The sequence below is a fragment of the Pseudomonas sp. MB-090624 genome (assembly GCF_003205245.1).
In the GTDB taxonomy this organism is placed as follows: Bacteria; Pseudomonadota; Gammaproteobacteria; order Pseudomonadales; family Pseudomonadaceae; genus Aquipseudomonas; species Aquipseudomonas juntendi.
In genome coordinates this window covers 1-18,140 of record NZ_QJRK01000074.1, presented here as the reverse complement: position 1 = coordinate 18,140, position 18,140 = coordinate 1, and the positions used below count along the sequence as shown (strand labels likewise).

At 63.1% G+C, this 18,140-nt stretch carries 14 protein-coding genes; 2 read left to right on the top strand and 12 right to left on the bottom strand.

The features are described from left to right. Positions 1 to 311 precede the first annotated feature (311 nt). Positions 312 to 1,895 (top strand): peptide chain release factor 3, encoded by a 1,584-nt coding sequence (locus DMX12_RS27510; RefSeq protein ID WP_003248481.1) that lies wholly within the window; start codon positions 312 to 314, stop codon positions 1,893 to 1,895. Positions 1,896 to 2,002: 107 nt separating this feature from the next. On the opposite strand, the gene DMX12_RS27505 is transcribed toward DMX12_RS27510, so the two are convergent. From DMX12_RS27505 to DMX12_RS27490, 4 genes are all read right to left on the bottom strand, one after another. After that, a complete protein-coding gene (locus DMX12_RS27505; RefSeq protein ID WP_110679970.1) occupies positions 2,003 to 3,082 on the bottom strand; it encodes a polyamine ABC transporter substrate-binding protein in 1,080 nt (359 codons plus the stop codon). 52 nt (positions 3,083 to 3,134) lie between these two features. Then, positions 3,135 to 3,476, bottom strand: coding sequence for a cupin domain-containing protein (locus DMX12_RS27500; RefSeq protein ID WP_009685143.1), 342 nt, complete (start codon positions 3,474 to 3,476; stop codon positions 3,135 to 3,137). 31 nt (positions 3,477 to 3,507) lie between these two features. After that, positions 3,508 to 4,914 (bottom strand): FAD-binding oxidoreductase, encoded by a 1,407-nt coding sequence (locus tag DMX12_RS27495; protein WP_110679969.1) that lies wholly within the window; start codon positions 4,912 to 4,914, stop codon positions 3,508 to 3,510. Between the two features lie 64 nt (positions 4,915 to 4,978). Next, on the bottom strand, positions 4,979 to 5,779 hold the full coding sequence (locus DMX12_RS27490) for a nuclear transport factor 2 family protein (RefSeq protein ID WP_110679968.1): 801 nt from the start codon (positions 5,777 to 5,779) through the stop codon (positions 4,979 to 4,981). A 211-nt stretch (positions 5,780 to 5,990) separates the two neighbouring features. On the opposite strand from DMX12_RS27490, the gene DMX12_RS27485 reads away from it, so the two are divergent. Then, a complete protein-coding gene (locus tag DMX12_RS27485) occupies positions 5,991 to 6,890 on the top strand; it encodes a hypothetical protein (protein WP_047150133.1) in 900 nt (299 codons plus the stop codon). A gap of 318 nt (positions 6,891 to 7,208) precedes the next feature. Here the strand turns inward: DMX12_RS27485 and DMX12_RS27480 are convergent, their stop codons facing one another. The 8 genes from DMX12_RS27480 to DMX12_RS27445 all read right to left on the bottom strand — a co-directional run bounded on the left by DMX12_RS27480 (position 7,209) and on the right by DMX12_RS27445 (position 17,772). Beyond that, positions 7,209 to 8,177, bottom strand: a complete 969-nt coding sequence (locus DMX12_RS27480) for a peptide ABC transporter ATP-binding protein (protein ID WP_054881444.1) — start codon at positions 8,175 to 8,177, stop codon at positions 7,209 to 7,211. Then, positions 8,177 to 9,145, bottom strand: coding sequence for an ABC transporter ATP-binding protein (locus tag DMX12_RS27475; RefSeq protein WP_029885062.1), 969 nt, complete (start codon positions 9,143 to 9,145; stop codon positions 8,177 to 8,179). The genes DMX12_RS27480 and DMX12_RS27475 overlap by 1 nt, the downstream gene beginning before the upstream one ends. A gap of 10 nt (positions 9,146 to 9,155) precedes the next feature. Further along, complete coding sequence (locus DMX12_RS27470; RefSeq protein ID WP_009685150.1) at positions 9,156 to 10,082, bottom strand: ABC transporter permease subunit; 927 nt, start codon at positions 10,080 to 10,082, stop codon at positions 9,156 to 9,158. A 10-nt stretch (positions 10,083 to 10,092) separates the two neighbouring features. Next, the gene (locus DMX12_RS27465) at positions 10,093 to 11,103 is read right to left on the bottom strand and encodes an ABC transporter permease subunit (RefSeq protein WP_009685151.1); all 1,011 of its coding nucleotides are present in this window, start codon (positions 11,101 to 11,103) and stop codon (positions 10,093 to 10,095) included. Positions 11,104 to 11,193: 90 nt separating this feature from the next. Continuing rightward, positions 11,194 to 12,804: an ABC transporter substrate-binding protein gene (locus DMX12_RS27460; RefSeq protein ID WP_110679967.1), complete on the bottom strand. Its 1,611-nt coding sequence runs from the start codon at positions 12,802 to 12,804 to the stop codon at positions 11,194 to 11,196. A 78-nt stretch (positions 12,805 to 12,882) separates the two neighbouring features. Beyond that, positions 12,883 to 14,262: an OprD family porin gene (locus DMX12_RS27455; protein WP_110679966.1), complete on the bottom strand. Its 1,380-nt coding sequence runs from the start codon at positions 14,260 to 14,262 to the stop codon at positions 12,883 to 12,885. A gap of 146 nt (positions 14,263 to 14,408) precedes the next feature. After that, on the bottom strand, positions 14,409 to 16,001 hold the full coding sequence (locus DMX12_RS27450; protein WP_110679965.1) for an ABC transporter substrate-binding protein: 1,593 nt from the start codon (positions 15,999 to 16,001) through the stop codon (positions 14,409 to 14,411). 145 nt (positions 16,002 to 16,146) lie between these two features. After that, on the bottom strand, positions 16,147 to 17,772 hold the full coding sequence (locus DMX12_RS27445) for an ABC transporter substrate-binding protein (protein WP_054881441.1): 1,626 nt from the start codon (positions 17,770 to 17,772) through the stop codon (positions 16,147 to 16,149). Positions 17,773 to 18,140 lie beyond the last annotated feature (368 nt).

Sequence of the window (18,140 nt, the reverse complement as noted above, 5' to 3'; positions counted from 1 at the left end):
AAGGCGGCCGCGCGCGCCTGTCACAGGCGTTACTGGCCCGAAACAAACGTAGGAGCGAGCGCAGCTCGCGATTGCGCCGCGCGGGCGGCGCTCGATCTCACAGGCGCTGAAGATGCTCCGGCTACCCATGCCAGGAACCATAGAATCTCCCACAGGTATTACACAGGGCTGGAGTACTGTGCAGTACCTGTGGGAGCTGGCTTGCCAGCGATAGGGCCAGACCTGCAACCCCTGCATCAGCAGATTTTGGTCCCCGCCCAACTTCAGGTATGATATCGCCCCTTTCAAATCCCCCAGTCAGGCGATTTCCCATGACCAACCAGGCCGCCGAAGTCGCGAAGCGCCGCACTTTCGCAATCATTTCCCACCCCGACGCCGGTAAGACCACCATCACCGAAAAGCTGCTGCTGATGGGCAAGGCCATTGCCGTCGCCGGTACCGTGAAGTCGCGCAAGTCCGACCGCCATGCCACCTCCGACTGGATGGAAATGGAGAAGCAGCGCGGCATCTCCATCACCACCTCGGTGATGCAGTTCCCGTACCGCGAGCACATGATCAACCTGCTCGACACCCCCGGCCACGAAGACTTTTCCGAAGACACCTACCGCACCCTGACCGCAGTGGACTCGGCGCTGATGGTGCTGGACGGCGGTAAAGGTGTAGAGCCGCGGACCATCGCCCTGATGGACGTCTGCCGCCTGCGCGACACGCCCATCGTCAGCTTCATCAACAAACTCGACCGTGACATTCGCGACCCGATCGAACTGCTCGACGAGATCGAGGCGGTACTGAAGATCAAGGCCGCGCCGATCACCTGGCCGATCGGTTGCTACCGTGACTTCAAGGGCGTGTACCACCTCACCGGTGACTACATCGTGGTCTACACCCCTGGCCACGGCCATGAGCGCACCGAGGCCAAGATCATCCAGAAGCTGGACTCCGACGAGGCCCGTGCCCACCTGGGTGACCAATACGATTCGTTCGTCGAGCAACTGGAGCTGGTGCAGGGTGCTTGCCACGAGTTCAACCAGGAAGAGTTCATCAATGGTCAGCTGACCCCGGTGTTCTTCGGTACGGCACTCGGTAACTTCGGTGTCGACCACGTGCTCGACGCGGTGGTCGACTGGGCGCCGCGGCCGCTGGGGCGTGTGGCCCACGAACGTACCGTAGAGCCGGTCGAAGAGAAGTTCACCGGTTTCGTGTTCAAGATCCAGGCGAACATGGACCCGAAACACCGCGACCGTATCGCGTTCATGCGCATCTGCTCGGGCAAGTACGAAAAGGGCATGAAGATGCGCCACGTGCGCCTGAACAAGGACCTGCGTATCGGCGATGCGCTGACCTTCTTCTCCTCCGAGCGTGAGCAACTGGAAGAGGCCTTTGCCGGCGACATCATCGGCCTGCACAACCACGGCACCATCCAGATCGGTGACACCTTCACCGAAGGCGAGGCCCTGGGCTTTACCGGTATCCCGCACTTCGCCCCGGAGCTGTTCCGCCGTGTGCGCCTGAAGGACCCGCTGAAGTCCAAGCAGCTGCGCCAGGGCTTGCAGCAGCTGGCGGAAGAGGGTGCCACGCAGGTGTTCTTCCCGGAGCGCAGCAACGACATCATCCTGGGTGCGGTCGGTGTGCTGCAGTTCGACGTGGTCGCCAGCCGCCTGAAGGAAGAGTACAAGGTCGAGTGCGCCTACGAGCCGATCACCGTGTGGTCGGCCCGCTGGATCAGCTGCGACGACAAGAAGAAGCTTGAGGAATTCCAGACCAAGGCCATGGAAAACCTGGCCATCGATGGTGGCGGCCACCTCACTTACCTGGCGCCGACCCGGGTCAACCTGGCGCTGATGGAAGAACGCTGGCCGGACATCAAGTTCCGCGCTACCCGCGAGCACCACTGACTACTGGATTTGGGGCTGCCTTGCAGCCCTTCGCGGGCACGCCCGCTCCCACGGGCAATCACTGTGGGAGCGGGCGTGCCCGCGAAGGGCCGCAAAGCGGCCCCATTTCAATTCCCGGCCTTGATACTGGTCCAGATCCGCGTCCTGATACGGTCGATCTTGGCCGGCATCGCCTCCAGCGCATACAGCTTGCCCATCACGGCCTCGCTCGGGTAAATCATCGCGTTGTCCTTCAGGGCAGGGTCCACCAGCCCGTCCGCCTTGAGGTTGCCGTTGGCATACTGCACATGGTTGCTGATGTTGGCCATCACCTCCGGCTGCAGCAGGTAGTTCATGTAGGCATAGCCAGCCTTTTCATCCGGCGCATCGGCCGGCATGGCCACCATGTCGAACCACAACGGCGCGCCTTCCTTGGGTATCGAATAGCCCACCTTGACGCCGTTGTGCGCCTCTTCGGCGCGGTTCTTCGCCTGCAGCACATCCCCCGAGAAGCCCACCACCACGCAGACATCGCCGTTGGCCAGGTCGCCGGTGTATTTCGATGAGTGGAAGTAGCTGATGTAGGGCCGTACTTGCATCAACAGCGCCTTGGCCTTGTCGTAGTCTGCCGGGTTCTGGCTGTGGTGCGGCAGGCCCAGGTAGTGCAGGGCAATCGGCAGCAGCTCGGGGCCGTTGTCCAGCACCGCTACACCGCAGCTTTTCAGCTTGCTCATGTATTCGGGCTTGAAGATCAGGTCCCACGAGTCCAGCGGCGCGTTGTCGCCCAGTACCGCCTTGACCTTGTCGATGTTGTAGCCGATTCCGGTGCTGCCCCACAGGTAGGGGAAACCGTACTGGTTGCCCGGGTCATTCACCTCCAGCGCCTTGAGCAGCACCGGGTTGAGGTTCTGCCAGTTGGGCAGCTGCGACTTGTCCAGGCGTTTCAAGGCCTTGCCCTGGATCTGCCGGGCCATGAAGTGGTTGGAAGGGAACACCACGTCGTAGCCGGAGTTGCCGGTCATCAGCTTGCCGTCGAGGGTTTCGTTGCTGTCATACACGTCGTAGGTGGGCACGATGCCAGTGGCTTGCTGGAAATTTTTCAGCGTGTCGGGTGCCACGTAGCTGGACCAGTTGTAGATTTTCACCGTTTCGGCGGCGCTGGCCACACTGGCGGCCAGCATCAAGGGTGCAAGAAGGCGTGTGCGCATGTCGGGGTTACCTTGCTTTGTCTGTTGTTATCGAAGGCAGGCGATCAGCGGATCAGAAAATCAGTACGTAGGTCTTGCGTACGGTCTCCTGGATGTCCCAGGTGCCGGTGCTATTGGCCGGTAGCATCAATGCGTCTCCGGCTTCTATAAGCAGGGGCTCGCCACCGTCGGGGGTGAAGGTGCAGCGGCCCTTGATGAAATGGCAGAACTCCTGTTGCACGATCTGCCGCCGCCAACGCCCGGGGGTGCACTCCCAGATACCGGTTTCGACGCCGTCGTCGCGTTCCACGCTGGTGACCGAAGCCACTGCCACGGGTTCGCCGAGCGGCACCGCTACCGGGCTGGCGCTAGCCAGTGCGACGCTGTCGGTATTCTTGAACTGGGTGATGCGCATGACCGGTGGATCCTGTGTTGGGGAAAGGGAGTCAGTGCATGAAGCCTTCCATGAAGTCCGCGAGCGAGCTGGCCAGGCGCCGCCTCCAAGGCGCGCTGGCGGGGTTGGCGAGGGTCCGGTCCTCGTGGACGAAGCTCTGGATGATTGCGTTGTAGCCCAGCCAGCGGCAGGGCTCGGGGGGCCAGCTGGCCAGGCTTGAAACCGGGCGGTTGTCGAGCACCCACGGTTGCGCCGTCAGCGCGTTGTGCTGGTTGAGGATCAGTGCCGCCAGGGTCCGCCCGCCCAGGTTGGTGGCGCCAACGCCTTCGCCGCCGTAACCGCCGGCCAGGGCGATGCCGCGCTGGCGGTCGCAGAGCATGTGTGGGCGGAAGCGCCGCGCCATGCCAAGGTTGCCACCCCACGAATGGGTGATGCGCACATGCTTGAGCTGTGGGAACAGTTCGCTGAACAGGTACCGGCGCAGCTCGATTTCATGTTCGTCGAGGTTGAAGTTTTCACGCAGGCGGCCGCCGAAGCGGTACCCGCCCCGGGCGCCGAATACCAGCCGGTTGTCGGCCGTGCGCTGGCCATAGGTGACCTGGCGGCTGCTCTCGCTGAAGGCCTGGCCCTGGCTCAGGCCGATCTGGTCCCAGGTCGCCTCGGGGAGTGGCTCGGTGGCCACCAGCAGGCTCTGCACCGGCAGTTGGTGTTTGCCCAGCGGTGGCAGGCTGGCGGCGTAGCCTTCCACGGCGGGCACCACCCATTGGCAGCGAATGCGCGCCAGCGGTGTACGCACCTCACCCGGTTGCCAGTCGATGGCTGGGGTATTTTCGTAGATCGGTACACCCAGCGCTTCCAGTGCCCGGGCCAGGCCACGGGCGAGCATGGCCGGCTGGATGGTCGCCGTGTGCGGGCTGTAGATCGCGCCATAGGCGTTGCTGACCCGTAGCTGCGCGTCCAGCTGTTCGGGGCGCAACCAACGGTAGTCGTCTTCGGTCATGCCCTGGCGGTACAGGTCGTCGAGGTAGGCGCGCAGGCTGCGCTCCTGTTCCGGGTAGCGCGCGGCGCAATACAGTACGCCGCCTTTGCGGTAGTGGCAGTCGATGCCTTCGCGCTGCAGCACGCTGTGCACCTCGTCCGGAATTCCGTGCAGCAGGTCGATGCTGGCGCGGCGCTGCTGCGGTGACAGGCTGGCGAGCATGCGGTCTTCGCCGAGCAGGTTGCCCATCAGCCAGCCGCCGTTGCGCCCAGAGGCGCCGAAGCCGGCGATGTTGGCATCGATCAGCGCAATGTTCAGCTGGGGTGCCTGGCGCTTGAGGTAGTAGGCGGTCCATAGCCCGGTGTAGCCCGCACCGATGATGCACACATCCGCGTCCAGGTCGTCGCGCAGGGCCGGGCGGGCGCACAGCGGCTCGTCGAGCTGGTCCATCCACAGGCTGAGCGTGCGCAGGGGTTGCATCGGGTTCGGCTCCACGTCCGTCAAGGTCTGTGGCCGATCCTAGTCGGGCGAGTGGGCGGCTGTCTTACGTGCGTGCACGCAGGGAAATTTGCTTCAGGTAGGCCTTGGGTGTGAGCCCGGTGTGTTCACGGAAGCACTTGTAGAACGCCGACAGCGAATTGAAGCCAGCGTTGAACGCCAGGTCATCGATGGGTGTTCCGGCGCTGTTGTCATCAAGGCTGGCCATCAGGTGCTGCAGGCGGGCCTGGTTGACGTAGCGGTAGAAGCTTTGCCCAAGCACCTGGTTCAGCAGGTAGGAAATCTGGTTACGGCTGTAGCCACTGGCATCGGCAACTTGCTGCAGATCCAGTTCAGGGTCCAGGTAGGGGCGCTGGCGCTGAAAATAGTGTTCCAGGTCCTGGGCCATGGTCGACAGCTGCCGCGGTGACAGGCCCAGGCGGCTGGTGGCTGGCCGCGCGCCGCCGGTGCCCGCGGTGTAGCCGTGCTGGCGCACCAGGGTCGCATATTCGTTGACCCGCCAGATCAGGCCGCCCCTCACGGTAATTGCCTCGCTGGACTGAAACGCCACCAGGCCATCGCCGCCCTGCACCGTAACCTGGTACTGGATGAACGCGGTGCAGCCATCGACGCGGATACGGTCACTGTGGACGATGTCTTCGCCGGCTTCGTGGGGTAGGCAGGCGCGCACGTAGTCACGCAGTTCGCGATAGCCCAGCACGCGGTTCTGGAAGAAATCGTGGTACTGGACATCTGGGTGATACAGCGCCATCACGCCGTCGAGGTCACGGTGCTTCCAGCACAGGTGGTAGCGCAGCACGGCCTCGGCGGTGAGTGGGGTCTGGGTGGGGTCATCGGGGAGCGTCATGGCTGGATCATGCCTTGCCGGCCAGGCCATCACAAGAATGCAGAACACCTGATGGATAGGGCGCTTTCGCGCATTTTGCACGGTCCAGCAGGTGGCCGGTGCTCCAACTCACTGATTTATAAGGGCGTCATTTTTTGTCACAGCTGGCACAGCTACTGCAAAGGTTACTGCGCGAATGGAATTCTCGCTAACAACATAAGGCGCACACATCATGATCACCTCTGCCGACTACCCCGCTGTCGATACGCAAAGCCGTTCAGGTGTTTCCTGGGCGGCGATCTTCGCTGGCGCGGCTGCTGCCGCATCCGTTTCCCTCATCCTTGTGGTACTGGGCGCGGGGTTGGGCTTCGCCGCCACCTCGCCTTGGGCTGACGAAGGGGCGAGTGCCAAAGCCCTGGGCGTTTCTACCATTGTCTGGCTGCTGCTCACGCAGATCATCGCATCGGGCATGGGCGGCTACATTGCCGGCCGGCTGCGGGTGAAGTGGGCCAACCTGCACGGTGACGAGGTGTACTTCCGCGATACCGCGCATGGCTTCCTGTCGTGGGCAGTTGCCACCCTGGTCGCCGCCATGCTGGTGCTGGGCGCGGCGGGCAACCTGGTAGGTGCCGGGGCCAGCGCTGCGTCGCAAGCGGCCACGGTGTCTGCTGCCGCAGGTGCATCGGCGGCTACCGGCAGCAACAATGACTCGATGGGGTACTTCGTCGACAGCCTGTTCCGCGGTGACGGCCCGGCGCCAGTCAGCGAAGACGCCGCCAATGGGGTTGCCGCGCGCATTCTGGCCAAGGGCATTGCCGGGGACGGCGCATTGCCTCCTGAGGACCGTACCTACCTGGCCCAGTTGGTAGCGCAGCGTACCCGCCTGACTCAGGCCGAAGCCGAAGCCCGTGTGGACCAGGTAATGGCTCAGGTGCAGCAGCTGAAAACCGATGCCAAGCAAGCCGCCGATACTGCCGCCAAGGTAGCTGCCTGGACTGCCCTGTGGACCTTCGTCGCGCTGCTGTGCGGCGCCTTCATCGCCAGCGTCGCGGCCCTGTATGGCGGTCGTCTGCGCGACCGCGTGCAGTGGCTGGAAGGCGACTACGTCACTACCCGCACCGTTCAACGTTAAGCAAGGAGAATTACCATGCGCTCGATATTGCTGTGGATGCTTGGAGTACCGATTCCCGTGATCATCCTGATTGCACTGTTCATGCACTGACAGCAAAGGGCGGCCCAGGCCGCCCTTTGCTATTGCCACCGTTGACGGAGGTTGAACATGCGCTCGATATTGCTGTGGATGATCGGCGTGCCGATACCGGTGATTATCCTGATCTGGATTTTCATGCATTGAGCGGCTGGGCGCCGCGGTGCGGCCCATCGCGGCGCAAGGCCGCTTCTGCAGAGGTCGCGTGAACCTCAAGCCAGCGCAGACCGCTCTGGCAACTGATTAAAGAAACTGCTCCGCGTAATGACAGGCCACTTGCCGGGTACCGACTTGCCTGAACGCCGGCACGTCCTTGGCGCAGCGTTCAGTGGCATGTGGGCAGCGCTTGTGGAACGCGCAGCCGTTCGGTGGGTTCAGCGGGTTGGGCAACTCCCCGGCAATTCTGATTTTCGGCTTCAGCGGGTCGGGATGAATCGCCGGTGTCGCTGACAGCAGTGCCTGGGTGTACGGGTGCAGCGGCTTCTCGTAGATGTCCTCCTTGGGCCCCATTTCTGCGGGCCTTCCCAGGTACATCACCAGCACCTGGTCGGCCACGTGCCGCACCACCGCCAAGTTGTGCGAGATGAACACGTAGGCGGTGTTGAACTCCTTCTGCAAGTCCATGAACAGGTTCAGTACCTGTGCCTGGATCGACACGTCCAGCGCCGAGGTCGGTTCGTCTGCCACCAGTACCTTGGGCTGCAGCATCATCGCCCGGGCCAGGGCGATGCGCTGGCGCTGGCCGCCAGAGAACATGTGCGGGTAGCGCTGATAATGCTCGGGGCGCAGGCCGACCTGCTCCATCATCTTCTGCACCTTGTCTCGCCGTTCGGCCTTGCTCAGCGAGGTGTTGATCAGCAAAGGTTCGGCCAACTGGTCGCCAATCTTCTGCCGAGGGTTGAGCGAAGCGTAGGGGCTCTGGAATACCATCTGCACGTCGCGGCGCAGTTGCTTGCGCTGGGCCTTGCTGGCGCCAGTGACTTCGGTGCCGGCAATTTGCAGGGAGCCGGAAGACGGCTCTTCGATCAATGTCAGGGCGCGGGCCAGGGTCGACTTGCCGCAGCCAGACTCACCCACCACCGCCAGGGTCTTGCCGGCCTCCAGCTCGAACGACACGCCGTTGAGCGCGCGGACCAGTGCGTGGCCTTTGAACAGCCCGCGGGATACTTCGTAATGCCGGGTCAATTCCCGGGCAGTCAGAACCACGGCCATTACGCCACCTCCTGGTTCAGCGGGTAGAAGCAACGCACCAGGCTGTGCGCCTGAGGGTCGAGGGGCGGGCGCTGGCGCCGGCAGTTGTCCTGTACATAAGGGCAGCGCGGCGACAGCAGGCAGCCCACGGGGCGGTCGTAGCGGCCAGGCACGATGCCGGGCAGGGTGGCCAGGCGTTCGGCGCCAAGGCTGTGTTCGGGGATGGCCGCCAGCAGGGCTTCGCTGTAAGGGTGGGCCGGCAGGTCGAACAGCTCCGGAACCTGGCCAACTTCCACCGCCTGGCCGGCATACATCACGCACACCCGCCTGGCCGTTTCGGCGACCACGGCAAGGTCGTGGGTGATGAGGATCAGCGCCATGTTGCGCTCTTTCTGCAGGTTCACCAGCAGCTCCATGATCTGCGCCTGGATCGTCACGTCCAGCGCGGTGGTGGGCTCGTCGGCGATCAGCAGCTTGGGTTCGCCGGCAATCGCCATGGCAATCGCCACACGCTGGCTCATGCCGCCGGACAACTGGTGCGGGTAGGCATCCAGGCGGCTTTCCGCCGCCGGGATCTCGACCTTTTTCAATAGCTCAAGGGCACGTTGGCGCGCTGCCTTGCCCTTCAGGCCCAAGTGTTGGCGCAGTACCTCCTCGATCTGGAAACCTACCGTGTAGCTGGGGTTCAGTGCGGTCATCGGGTCCTGGAAGACCATGGCGATGTCCTTGCCCACCACCTTGCGCCGTTGCCGGCCGCTGAGCTTGAGCATGTCGGTGCCGTCGAACGTGAGGGCGTCGGCGGTAATGCGCCCAGGCGCATCGATCAGGCCCATCAGGGCCATCATGGTGACCGATTTACCCGAGCCGGACTCGCCAACGATCGCCAGGATCTCGCCGGCGTCCACCGCCAGGTCCAGGCCATCGACCACCGGTACGGCAGTGGCGTCGCCGAAGCGCACGTTCAGGTTGTTGATCTGTAACAGTGACATGGCGTTCTCCTCAGGCGGCGTTCTTGAGTTTCGGGTCCAGCGCATCGCGCAGGCCGTCGCCCATCAGGTTGATTGCCAACACACTGAGCAGAATGGTCAGGCCGGGCAGGCTCACCACCCACCAGGCACGCTCGATGTAGTCACGCGCCGAAGCCAGCATGGTGCCCCACTCGGGGGTGGGCGGCTGCACGCCCAGGCCAAGGAAGCCCAGGGCAGCGGCGTCGAGGATCGCCGAGGAAAAACTCAAGGTGGCCTGCACGATCAACGGTGCCATGCAGTTGGGCAGCACCGTGACGAACATCAGGCGGGGCAAGCCGGCGCCGGCCAGGCGTGCGGCCGTGACGTAGTCGCGGTTCAGCTCGCCCATCACGGCGGCGCGGGTCAGGCGCACGTAAGAGGGCAGCGACACGATGGCGATCGCAATCACCGTGTTGATCAGGCCTGGGCCGAGAATGGCGACGATCGCCACCGCCAGCAGCAGCGACGGCAGTGCCAGCATCACGTCCATCAGGCGCATGATCGACGGGCCCAGCAGTTGCGGGAAGAACCCGGCCAGCAGGCCCAGCAGGATGCCCGGGATCAGCGACATCACCACCGAGGACAGGCCGATCAGCAGCGACAGCCGCGCGCCCTGGATCAGGCGTGAAAGCAGGTCGCGGCCGAGTTCGTCGGTGCCAAGGATGAACTGCCAGGTGCCGCCTTCCAGCCACACCGGTGGGGTCAACAGGAAGTCGCGGTACTGCTCGCTGGGGTCATGGGGGGCGACCCATGGCGCGAACAGCGCGCAGAACACCACCAGGCACATGAACGCCAGGCCCATCACCGCGCCTTTGTTGCGCGCGAAGGCTTGCCAGAATTCTTTGTACGGCGAAGGGTAGAGCAGGCTTTGGTCCACCGGGCTGGCCGGCGACACGGATTTCGGAATCGGGCTAGTCATAGCAAGGGCCTCAGCGCTGATGACGGATGCGTGGGTTGGCCAGGCCGTAGAGAATGTCCACGACGAAGTTGACCAGGATTACCAGGCAGGCGATCAGCAGGATGCCGTTCTGGACCACGGGGTAGTCACGGGCGCCGATGGCTTCGATCAGCCATTTGCCGATGCCCGGCCAGGAGAAGATGGTTTCGGTCAGCACCGCACCGGCCAACAGCGTGCCGACCTGCAGGCCGAACACGGTGAGCACCGGGATCAATGCGTTGCGCAGGCCATGCACGAACACCACCCGGGCCGGCGACAGGCCTTTGGCACGGGCTGTGCGGATGTAGTCCTCGCGCAGCACTTCAAGCATCGATGAGCGGGTCATGCGCGCGATTACCGCCAGCGGGATGGTGCCGAGCACGATGGCAGGCAGAATCAGGTGCATCACCGCGTCCTTGAATGAACCTTCCTCATCGCTGAGCAGGGTGTCGATCAGCATGAAGCCGGTTTTCGGCTCGATGTCGTAGAGCAGGTCGATGCGCCCGGACACCGGGGTCCAGCCCAGGCTCACCGAGAAGAACATGATCAGGATCAGACCCCACCAGAAGATCGGCATCGAATAGCCCGCCAGGGATATGCCCATTACCCCGTGGTCGAACAGCGAGCCGCGTTTGAGCGCCGCGATCACCCCGGCCAGCAAGCCGACCACGCCAGCGAACAACAGCGCGGCAAAGGCCAGTTCCAGGGTGGCCGGGAACAAGGTCAGGAACTCGCGCCACACGCTTTCGCGGGTGCGCAGCGATTCACCCAGGTCGCCCTGGGCCAGCTTGCCGACATAGTCCAGGTACTGGACCGGCAGGGGTTTGTTCAAGCCCAGGCGCTCCATGGCCTGGGCATGCATTTCGGGGTCGACCCTGCGCTCGCCCATCATCACTTCCACCGGGTCGCCGGGGATCAGGCGTATGAGCGCGAAAGTCAGCAACGTGATGCCGAAAAAGGTCGGTATCAGCAGGCCAAGGCGCCGGGCAATAAAACTCAACATTGTCGGGGTTACCTCATCAGACCGTACGGCCAGCAGCACGCTACGGCAGTGCCGCCGGTTCCCTGCTGGGCGCCGGCGGTCGTCGTTGTTCTACTTCACCCGGGTGGTGGCGAAGTTGTTTTTGGCCAGAGGGCTGATCACGTAGCCCTCTACATTGTCACGCATGGCGGTGAACATCTTCGGGTGGGCCATGCTGATCCACGGTTGGTCGTCATCGTACACCTTCAATGCCTCGCTATAGAGCCTTGCCCGTTCGTCGTTGTCGACCACCTCGCGGGCTCGGCTGATCAGCTCCTGGAACTTAGGGTTGCACCAGCGCGCATAGTTCTCGCCGGTCTTGGCCGCCTCGCAACTGAGCAGGGGGGTGAGGAAGTTGTCCGGGTCGCCGTTGTCGCCCGCCCAGCCGGTGGACACCAGGTCGGCTTCACCGCGCTTGGCGCGGCGCAGCATCTCGGCCCACTCCATCACACGGATATCCAGCTTCAGGCCGATCTGGCCGAGGTCGGCCTGCAGCATCTCGGCCGACAGGCGCGGGTTGGGGTTGGTCATGCCACCGCCGTTGCGGGTGAACAGGGTGATGACGGTGCCCTCCGGCACACCCGCCTCCTTGAGCAGGGCGCGCGCCTTGGCAAGGTCACGCGGCGGGTTCTGGTTGGCCGGGTTGAAGCCCATCATGCTGGGCGGGTAGGGGTTCACCCCGACCAATGCATTACCTTTGCCGAACAGCTGGTCGACGTGGGTCTGGCGGTCGAACGCCATGTTGATGGCTTTACGCACGCGCACGTCGCTGAGGTACTTGTGCTGGGTGTTCATGGCAACATAGCCGGTCACCAGCGCTTCGGTTTCAGCCACCTTGAGGGTGCGGTCGGCCTTGATCGAGGGCACATCGTCCGGCTTGGGGTACAGCGCCACCTGGCACTCATTGGCGCGCAATTTCTGCAGGCGCACATTGCTGTCGGTGGCAATGGCGAAGATCAGGGCGTCGGCCGGCGGTTTGCCGCGGAAGTAGTCGGGGTTGGGTTTGAAGCGGACCTGCGCGTCCTTGTTGTAGCGCTGGAAGATGAACGGCCCGGTGCCGATGGGTTTGCTGTTCAGCTCGGCGGCCTTGCCGGCCTTGAGCAACTGGTCGCCGTATTCTGCCGAATAGATAGAGGTGAAGCCCATGGCCATGTCATGCAGGAACGGTGCTTCGGGGCGGGTGAGGGTGATCACCACGGTATGCTCGTCGGTCTTGTCCACCGCCTTGAGCAACTGGCTGAAGGCCATGCTCTCGAAGTACGGGTAGCCGACGCTGGTCTTGTCGTGCCACGGGTGGGCCGGGTCCAGCTGGCGCCGCAGGCTCCACAGCACATCGTCGGCGTTGAATTCGCGGGTGGGTGTGAAGTAGTCGGTGCTGTGGAACTTCACGCCCTTGCGCAGGTGAAAGGTATAGGTCAGGCCATCTGCTGAAATGTCCCAGCGCTCGGCCAGGGCCGGCTCGATGTCGGTGGTCCCGGGTTTGAAGTCCACCAGGCGGTTGAACAGTGTTTCAGAGGACGCGTCGAAGGTGACGGCGGTGGTGTACTGGACCACGTCGAAGCCTTCCGGGCTGGCTTCGGTGCAGACCACCAGCGGCTTGGCCGCCAGTTGCGTGGCACTGCCGAGCACCAGCGCAGCCAGCGCCAGGCGTAGCGGTCGCGACTTGATGAAAACTCTGTGCATGGGTTGAAGACTCCCTGCGTGCATTGATTCCAGCGTAGCCGCCAAGGCCCGCCGTGCAGCGGGCCGTGGCGCAAACGGTCAGAGAATGTTGAATGGGATGGTGGTGACCAGGCGGAACTCGTCCAGGCTGCCATCGGCCTGCGCTTTGCTGGCGCGGTGCGTGGTGTAGGTGGCGCGGATACTGGTGTCCTTCAGCGGCCCGCTCTGCACCGCGTAGCTGGTGCCGATACCCCACTCGTAGTGGGTTTCGCCATCCAGGCCCCTTACGTCATAGGCGGTGCCACGGTAGTGGGTGCCATCGATGCCCCAGCCACGGGCGTTGTACAGGTTGAACTTCAAGCCTGGCACGCCGTAGGGCGCCATGTTCAGCACGTAGGAAATCTGCAGGGATTTCTCGTTCGGGCCGTTGAAGTCCGACAGCAACGAGTTGGCCAGGAAAATGCCGTTGGTTTCGTGCAGGTAGTCGAAGTATTCGTTGCCGTTGACCTGCTGCCACGAAGCGCTGAGGGTGTGCGCCTGGTGGGTCAGGCCGAACGACAGGCTGTAGGTGTCGTTGTCGATCTTGCCCATTTTCTGGCTGCCGGCGTCGACTGTCTTGTAGTAGTTCAGGCCAGTGGTCAGGCTGAGCACCGCACTGTCGCCAAGCACGTGGTTGGCGCCGAAGTAGTACTGGTTCCAGAAGTCATCGACTTTGGTGGCGTACAGGCTGATGCTCAGGCTCTTGAACGGCTGGTAGTTGATGCCGGCAGTGCTGGCACGGTCGGTTTCCACGCCAGTGGCGCTGTACTCGCTGCGGAACTTGCTGAGGCTTTGCTCGGTACGCGGCGAAACGCGGTCGAAGGTGCCCAGGTCGAAGTTGAGGTTGTCGAACTCGGCACTGTGCAGGAACACGCCCTGGAAGCTCGACGGCAGGGCACGGTTGCCGATGTAGGCGATCATGGGTGTGTCCACCGATTGCCGGCCCAGGGTGAGGGTGGTGTTGGACACGCGTGCCTTGATGTTGCCCAGGCCCAGCTTGCTCCACTGGCCGATGGGGTCGCCGTCGCTGTGGGTGAGCGTGCGGTTGTTGGGGCCGGCTACGGCCTGGCGGCTCTGCTGCAGTGCAATGGCATTGTAGCCGGCGGCCTCGACGGCGATGCCGACGGTGCCTTCGGTAAAGCCGGAGCTGTAGTTGAGGATGGTGCCCTGCACCCAGTTCTCACGGCTGTGCGTGTCGTGGCGGGTGCCGTCGTTCTTGTAGTACTTCCACAAGGGGGCGCGCGCCGCGCGTTCGCGGGCGTACCAGTTACGGGTGCTGCCGGACAGGTTCTGCCCCTCGATAAAACCGCTGGCCTGGGCTTGCTCGCTGGTGCTCTTGAGGGTGATGGGAATGAACGCCTGGCTTTGCGGGTCAGCCTGGGCCACGGTGGTCACTGCACTGATGGATAAGGCCAGTGCGCTCAAGGTGAATAGTTTCAAGTTGAAGCTCCCTTTCTTTTCTAGTTATGGCCGGCCTTGTGGGCCGGGTGCTTGCTGCGGTGTTGCCAGGGTTGCCGCGGGGTTGCCGGGCTTGATCCGGAAGCTGTGTTGCCTGTACCGGCGAAGCGGCCGGTGCAGGTTGGCCATCAGTCAACACTCACACCGGAGAAATCATTGCGCCCAAACGGGCTGACCTTGAATTGGGAAACCTTGACGCTGAGCGGCTGGTTGACGGTGGAATGGGCCACCGGGGTGATCGGCACCTGCTGCTTGAGGCGCTGCTGTGCCTGCTGGTACAGGGCGCTGCGTTGCACCGGGTCGCTCACGCGCTTGGCCTGCATGACCAGGCTGTCGTACTGCGGATCGCACCACTGCGAGTAGTTGTTGCTGCCAATGGCGGCGCAGCTGTAGAGGGTGCCCAGCCAGTTGTCGGGGTCGCCGTTGTCACCGGTCCAGCCGATCAAGGCGATGTCGTGCTCGCCGTTTTTCATGCGCTTTACGTATTCGCCCCACTCGTAGCTGACGATGCGCACCTTGAGGCCGAGTTTGTTCCAGTCGGCCTGCAGCATTTCGGCCATCAGCTTGGCGTTGGGGTTGTACGGGCGCTGCACCGGCATGGCCCACAGGGTGACCTCGGTACCTGGCGCTACGCCGGCCTGGCGCAGCAGTTGGCGGGCCTTTTCCGGGTTGTAAGGGGCATCCTTGAGGCTGTTGTCGTAGGACCATTGGGTCGGTGGCATGGCGTTGACTGCCAACTGGCCGGCGTCCTGGTACACCGCCTGGATAATGGCTTGCTTGTTCACCGCCATGTCCAGCGCCTGGCGTACTTCCAGGCGGTCGAACGGTGCATGGCGGGTGTTGTAGGCGATGTAGCCGAGGTTGAAGCCCGGTTGCTGCAGCACCTGCAGCTGGCTGTCGGCGCGAAGGGCCGGCAGGTCGGCCGGGCGCGGGTGCAGGGTGACCTGGCATTCGTTGCGGCGCAGTTTCTGGATGCGCACCGAGGGGTCTACGTTGATCGAGAACACCAGGTTGTCGAGCTTGACCTGCTCGGGGGCCCAGTAGGCCTTGTTGCCCTTGTAGCGGATCTGCGAGTCCTTCTGGTAGCGCTGGAACACGAACGGGCCGGTGCCGATCGGCTGCTGGTTGATGTCACTGGCACGCCCGCTGGCCAGCAACTGCTCGGCATACTCGGCAGAGAGGATCGAGGCGAAGCTCATGGCCAGGTTCTGAATGAATGCGGCATCCACCGCGTTCAGGGTGAACACCACGGTCAGCGGGTCGCGTTTCTCGACCCGGGCGATGTTCTTGTCCAGGCCCATGCTGATGAAATAGGGGAACTCGGTGGGGTAGGCCTGGCGGAACGGGTGGCCTTTGTCGAGCATGCGGTTGAAGGTGAACAGCACGTCGTCGGCATTGAAGTCGCGGCTGGGCGTGAAGGCCTTGTTGCTGTGAAACCTGACCCCCTCACGCAGGTGGAAGGTGTAGTTCAAGCCGTCGTCGGACACCTCCCAGCGGGTAGCCAGGGCAGGCTGTACCGCGGTGCCGCCAAGTTCGAACTCGACCAGGCGGTTGTAGATCGGTTCGGCGGCGTCGTTGTCGGTGGCGGTGGTGTACTGGGCGGTGTCGAAACCGGCAGGGCTGCCCTCGGAGCAGAACACCAGGCTGTTGGCGTACAGGTGGGGGGCCTGGCTGATCAGGCCCAGGGCCAGCAGGGCAGCAAGTCGGGTGGCGTGGCGCATGGCAAGTCCTTTTCCTCTGTTTGCACCGCCCACGGGTACGAATGGCGGCAACAGTGTGCCGACCCCGCAGCGGATAGCTACAGGCCGACAAAAATTAGTGATTGGAGGGGAGGGCACCCACCAGCTGGCGGGTGCCGGGGCTACCCTATTTGTCCACGCTGACGCCGTAGAAGGCGTTCAGCGCGAACGGGCTGATCTTGAAGTCCTTCACCTTGACGCTCATCGGCTGGTAGACGGTGGAGTGGGCGATCGGGGTGATCGGCACCTGCTCCTTGAGGATGCGCTGTGCCTGCTGGTACAGCTCGGTGCGCTTGGCCTGGTCGGAGGTGGCCTTGGCCTGTTTGATCAGGCTGTCGTAGGGCTTGTAGCACCACTTGGAGAAGTTGTTGCCGTCAATGGCATCGCAGCCGTAGAGGGTGCCTAGCCAGTTGTCCGGGTCACCGTTGTCGCCGCTCCAGCCAATCAGCATGGCGCCCTGTTCGCCGGCTTTGGAGCGCTTGATGTACTCGCCCCACTCATAGCTGACAATTTTTGCCTTGATGCCGATCTTGGCCCAGTCGGACTGCAGCATTTCGGCCATCAGCTTGGCATTGGGGTTGTACGGGCGTTGCACGGGCATGGCCCACAGGGTGATTTCGGTGCCTTCCTTGATGCCGGCTTCCTTGAGCAGTTGTTTGGCTTTTTCCGGGTCGAACGGTGCGTCCTTGATGCTGGTGTCATACGACCACTGCGTGGGCGGCATGGCGTTGACCGCCAGCTGGCCGGCGCCCTGGTAGACCGACTCGATGATCCGTTTCTTGTCCACGGCCATGTCCAGCGCCTGGCGCACTTTCAGCTGGGCCATGGGGTTGGGCTGGTTGCTGCCCTTGATCTGGTCCATCACGTTATAGGCGATGTAACCCAGGTTGAAGCCGGCCTGCTGGGGCATCTGCAGGTTCTTGTCGGCCTTCAGCGGCTCGATATCGGCCGGGCGGGGGAACAGGGTGACCTGGCATTCGTTCTTTTTCAGCTTCTGCATGCGCACCGAGGCGTCGGTGGTGATGGCGAAGATCAGGTTGTCGATCTTCACGTCCTCGGGCTTCCAGTAGTCCTTGTTGCCCTTGAAGCGGATCTGCGCGTCCTTCTGGTACTTGCTGAACACGAACGGGCCGGTGCCGATCGGCTTCTGGTTGATGTCGGCGGCCTTGCCGTCCTTGAGCAACTGGTCGGCGTATTCGGCGGACTGGATCGAGGCGAAGCTCATGGCCAGGTTCTGGATGAACGCTGCATCGACCTCGTTGAGGGTGAACTTGACGGTGTGCTCGTCAAGCTTCTCCAGCTTGGCGATGTTCTTGTCCATGCCCATGTCGGTGAAGTACGGGAACTCGGTCGGGTAGGCCTTGCGGAAGGGGTGGTCCTTGTCGAGCATGCGGTTGAAGGTGAACAGCACGTCGTCGGCGTTGAACGGGCGGGTCGGCTTGAAGTAGTCGGTGGTGTGGAACTTCACCCCCTCGCGCAGGTGGAAGGTGTAGGTCTTGCCATCGTCGGACACGTCCCAGCGGGTGGCCAGGCCGGGTATCACTGCAGTGCCGCCGCGTTCGAACTGCGTCAGGCGGTTGAAGACGGTTTCGGCCGAGGCGTCGAAGTCGGTGCCGGTAGTGTATTGCCCTGGATCGAAGCCGGCCGGGCTGCCTTCGGAGCAGAACACCAGGTTGGACGCGGCAAGTGCCGACGGAGCACCGGTGAGCAAGCCTGCACCGAGCAGGAACGGTATGACTGCGTGTTTGAGCATGGTGGCCTCATTTTTGTCATTTTTCGAGTGAGGTGGCCTCGTGAGCCGACCTGCGGATACTTATGCAGGGGATGTTCCCAATGCAACAGGTACAAGGATAGTTGGCGCCGGGAATGTGGCACGAACGTACATGGATGTCGCATCGCTATAACTTTCGGCGAAGTTAAACGTTTGCGTGGGCAAAATGATGGCTTTTTTCGAGGTGTTTCGAGGCGGGAATTTTGTAGGATGCACCTGAACGGTGCGTAAGAAAGGTCTGAAACGCTTTTTTCAGCCCCCACACGGCCCCTGTAGGAGCGGCCTTGCGTCGCGATGGGCCGCGCGCAGCGGCCCCCTGTGCAGCACACTGCTACAACAGGGGGCGCCCC

Bases quoted from the DNA above. Each gene is read 5' to 3' on its own strand.
- DMX12_RS27510 (WP_003248481.1), top strand. From the start codon at position 312: ATGACCAACCAGGCCGCCGAAGTCGCGAAGCGCCGCACTTTCGCAATC.
- DMX12_RS27505 (WP_110679970.1), bottom strand. From the start codon at position 3,082: ATGCGCACACGCCTTCTTGCACCCTTGATGCTGGCCGCCAGTGTGGCC.
- DMX12_RS27500 (WP_009685143.1), bottom strand. From the start codon at position 3,476: ATGCGCATCACCCAGTTCAAGAATACCGACAGCGTCGCACTGGCTAGC.
- DMX12_RS27495 (WP_110679969.1), bottom strand. From the start codon at position 4,914: ATGCAACCCCTGCGCACGCTCAGCCTGTGGATGGACCAGCTCGACGAG.
- DMX12_RS27490 (WP_110679968.1), bottom strand. From the start codon at position 5,779: ATGACGCTCCCCGATGACCCCACCCAGACCCCACTCACCGCCGAGGCC.
- DMX12_RS27485 (WP_047150133.1), top strand. From the start codon at position 5,991: ATGATCACCTCTGCCGACTACCCCGCTGTCGATACGCAAAGCCGTTCA.
- DMX12_RS27480 (WP_054881444.1), bottom strand. From the start codon at position 8,177: ATGGCCGTGGTTCTGACTGCCCGGGAATTGACCCGGCATTACGAAGTA.
- DMX12_RS27475 (WP_029885062.1), bottom strand. From the start codon at position 9,145: ATGTCACTGTTACAGATCAACAACCTGAACGTGCGCTTCGGCGACGCC.
- DMX12_RS27470 (WP_009685150.1), bottom strand. From the start codon at position 10,082: ATGACTAGCCCGATTCCGAAATCCGTGTCGCCGGCCAGCCCGGTGGAC.
- DMX12_RS27465 (WP_009685151.1), bottom strand. From the start codon at position 11,103: ATGTTGAGTTTTATTGCCCGGCGCCTTGGCCTGCTGATACCGACCTTT.
- DMX12_RS27460 (WP_110679967.1), bottom strand. From the start codon at position 12,804: ATGCACAGAGTTTTCATCAAGTCGCGACCGCTACGCCTGGCGCTGGCT.
- DMX12_RS27450 (WP_110679965.1), bottom strand. From the start codon at position 16,001: ATGCGCCACGCCACCCGACTTGCTGCCCTGCTGGCCCTGGGCCTGATC.
- DMX12_RS27445 (WP_054881441.1), bottom strand. From the start codon at position 17,772: ATGCTCAAACACGCAGTCATACCGTTCCTGCTCGGTGCAGGCTTGCTC.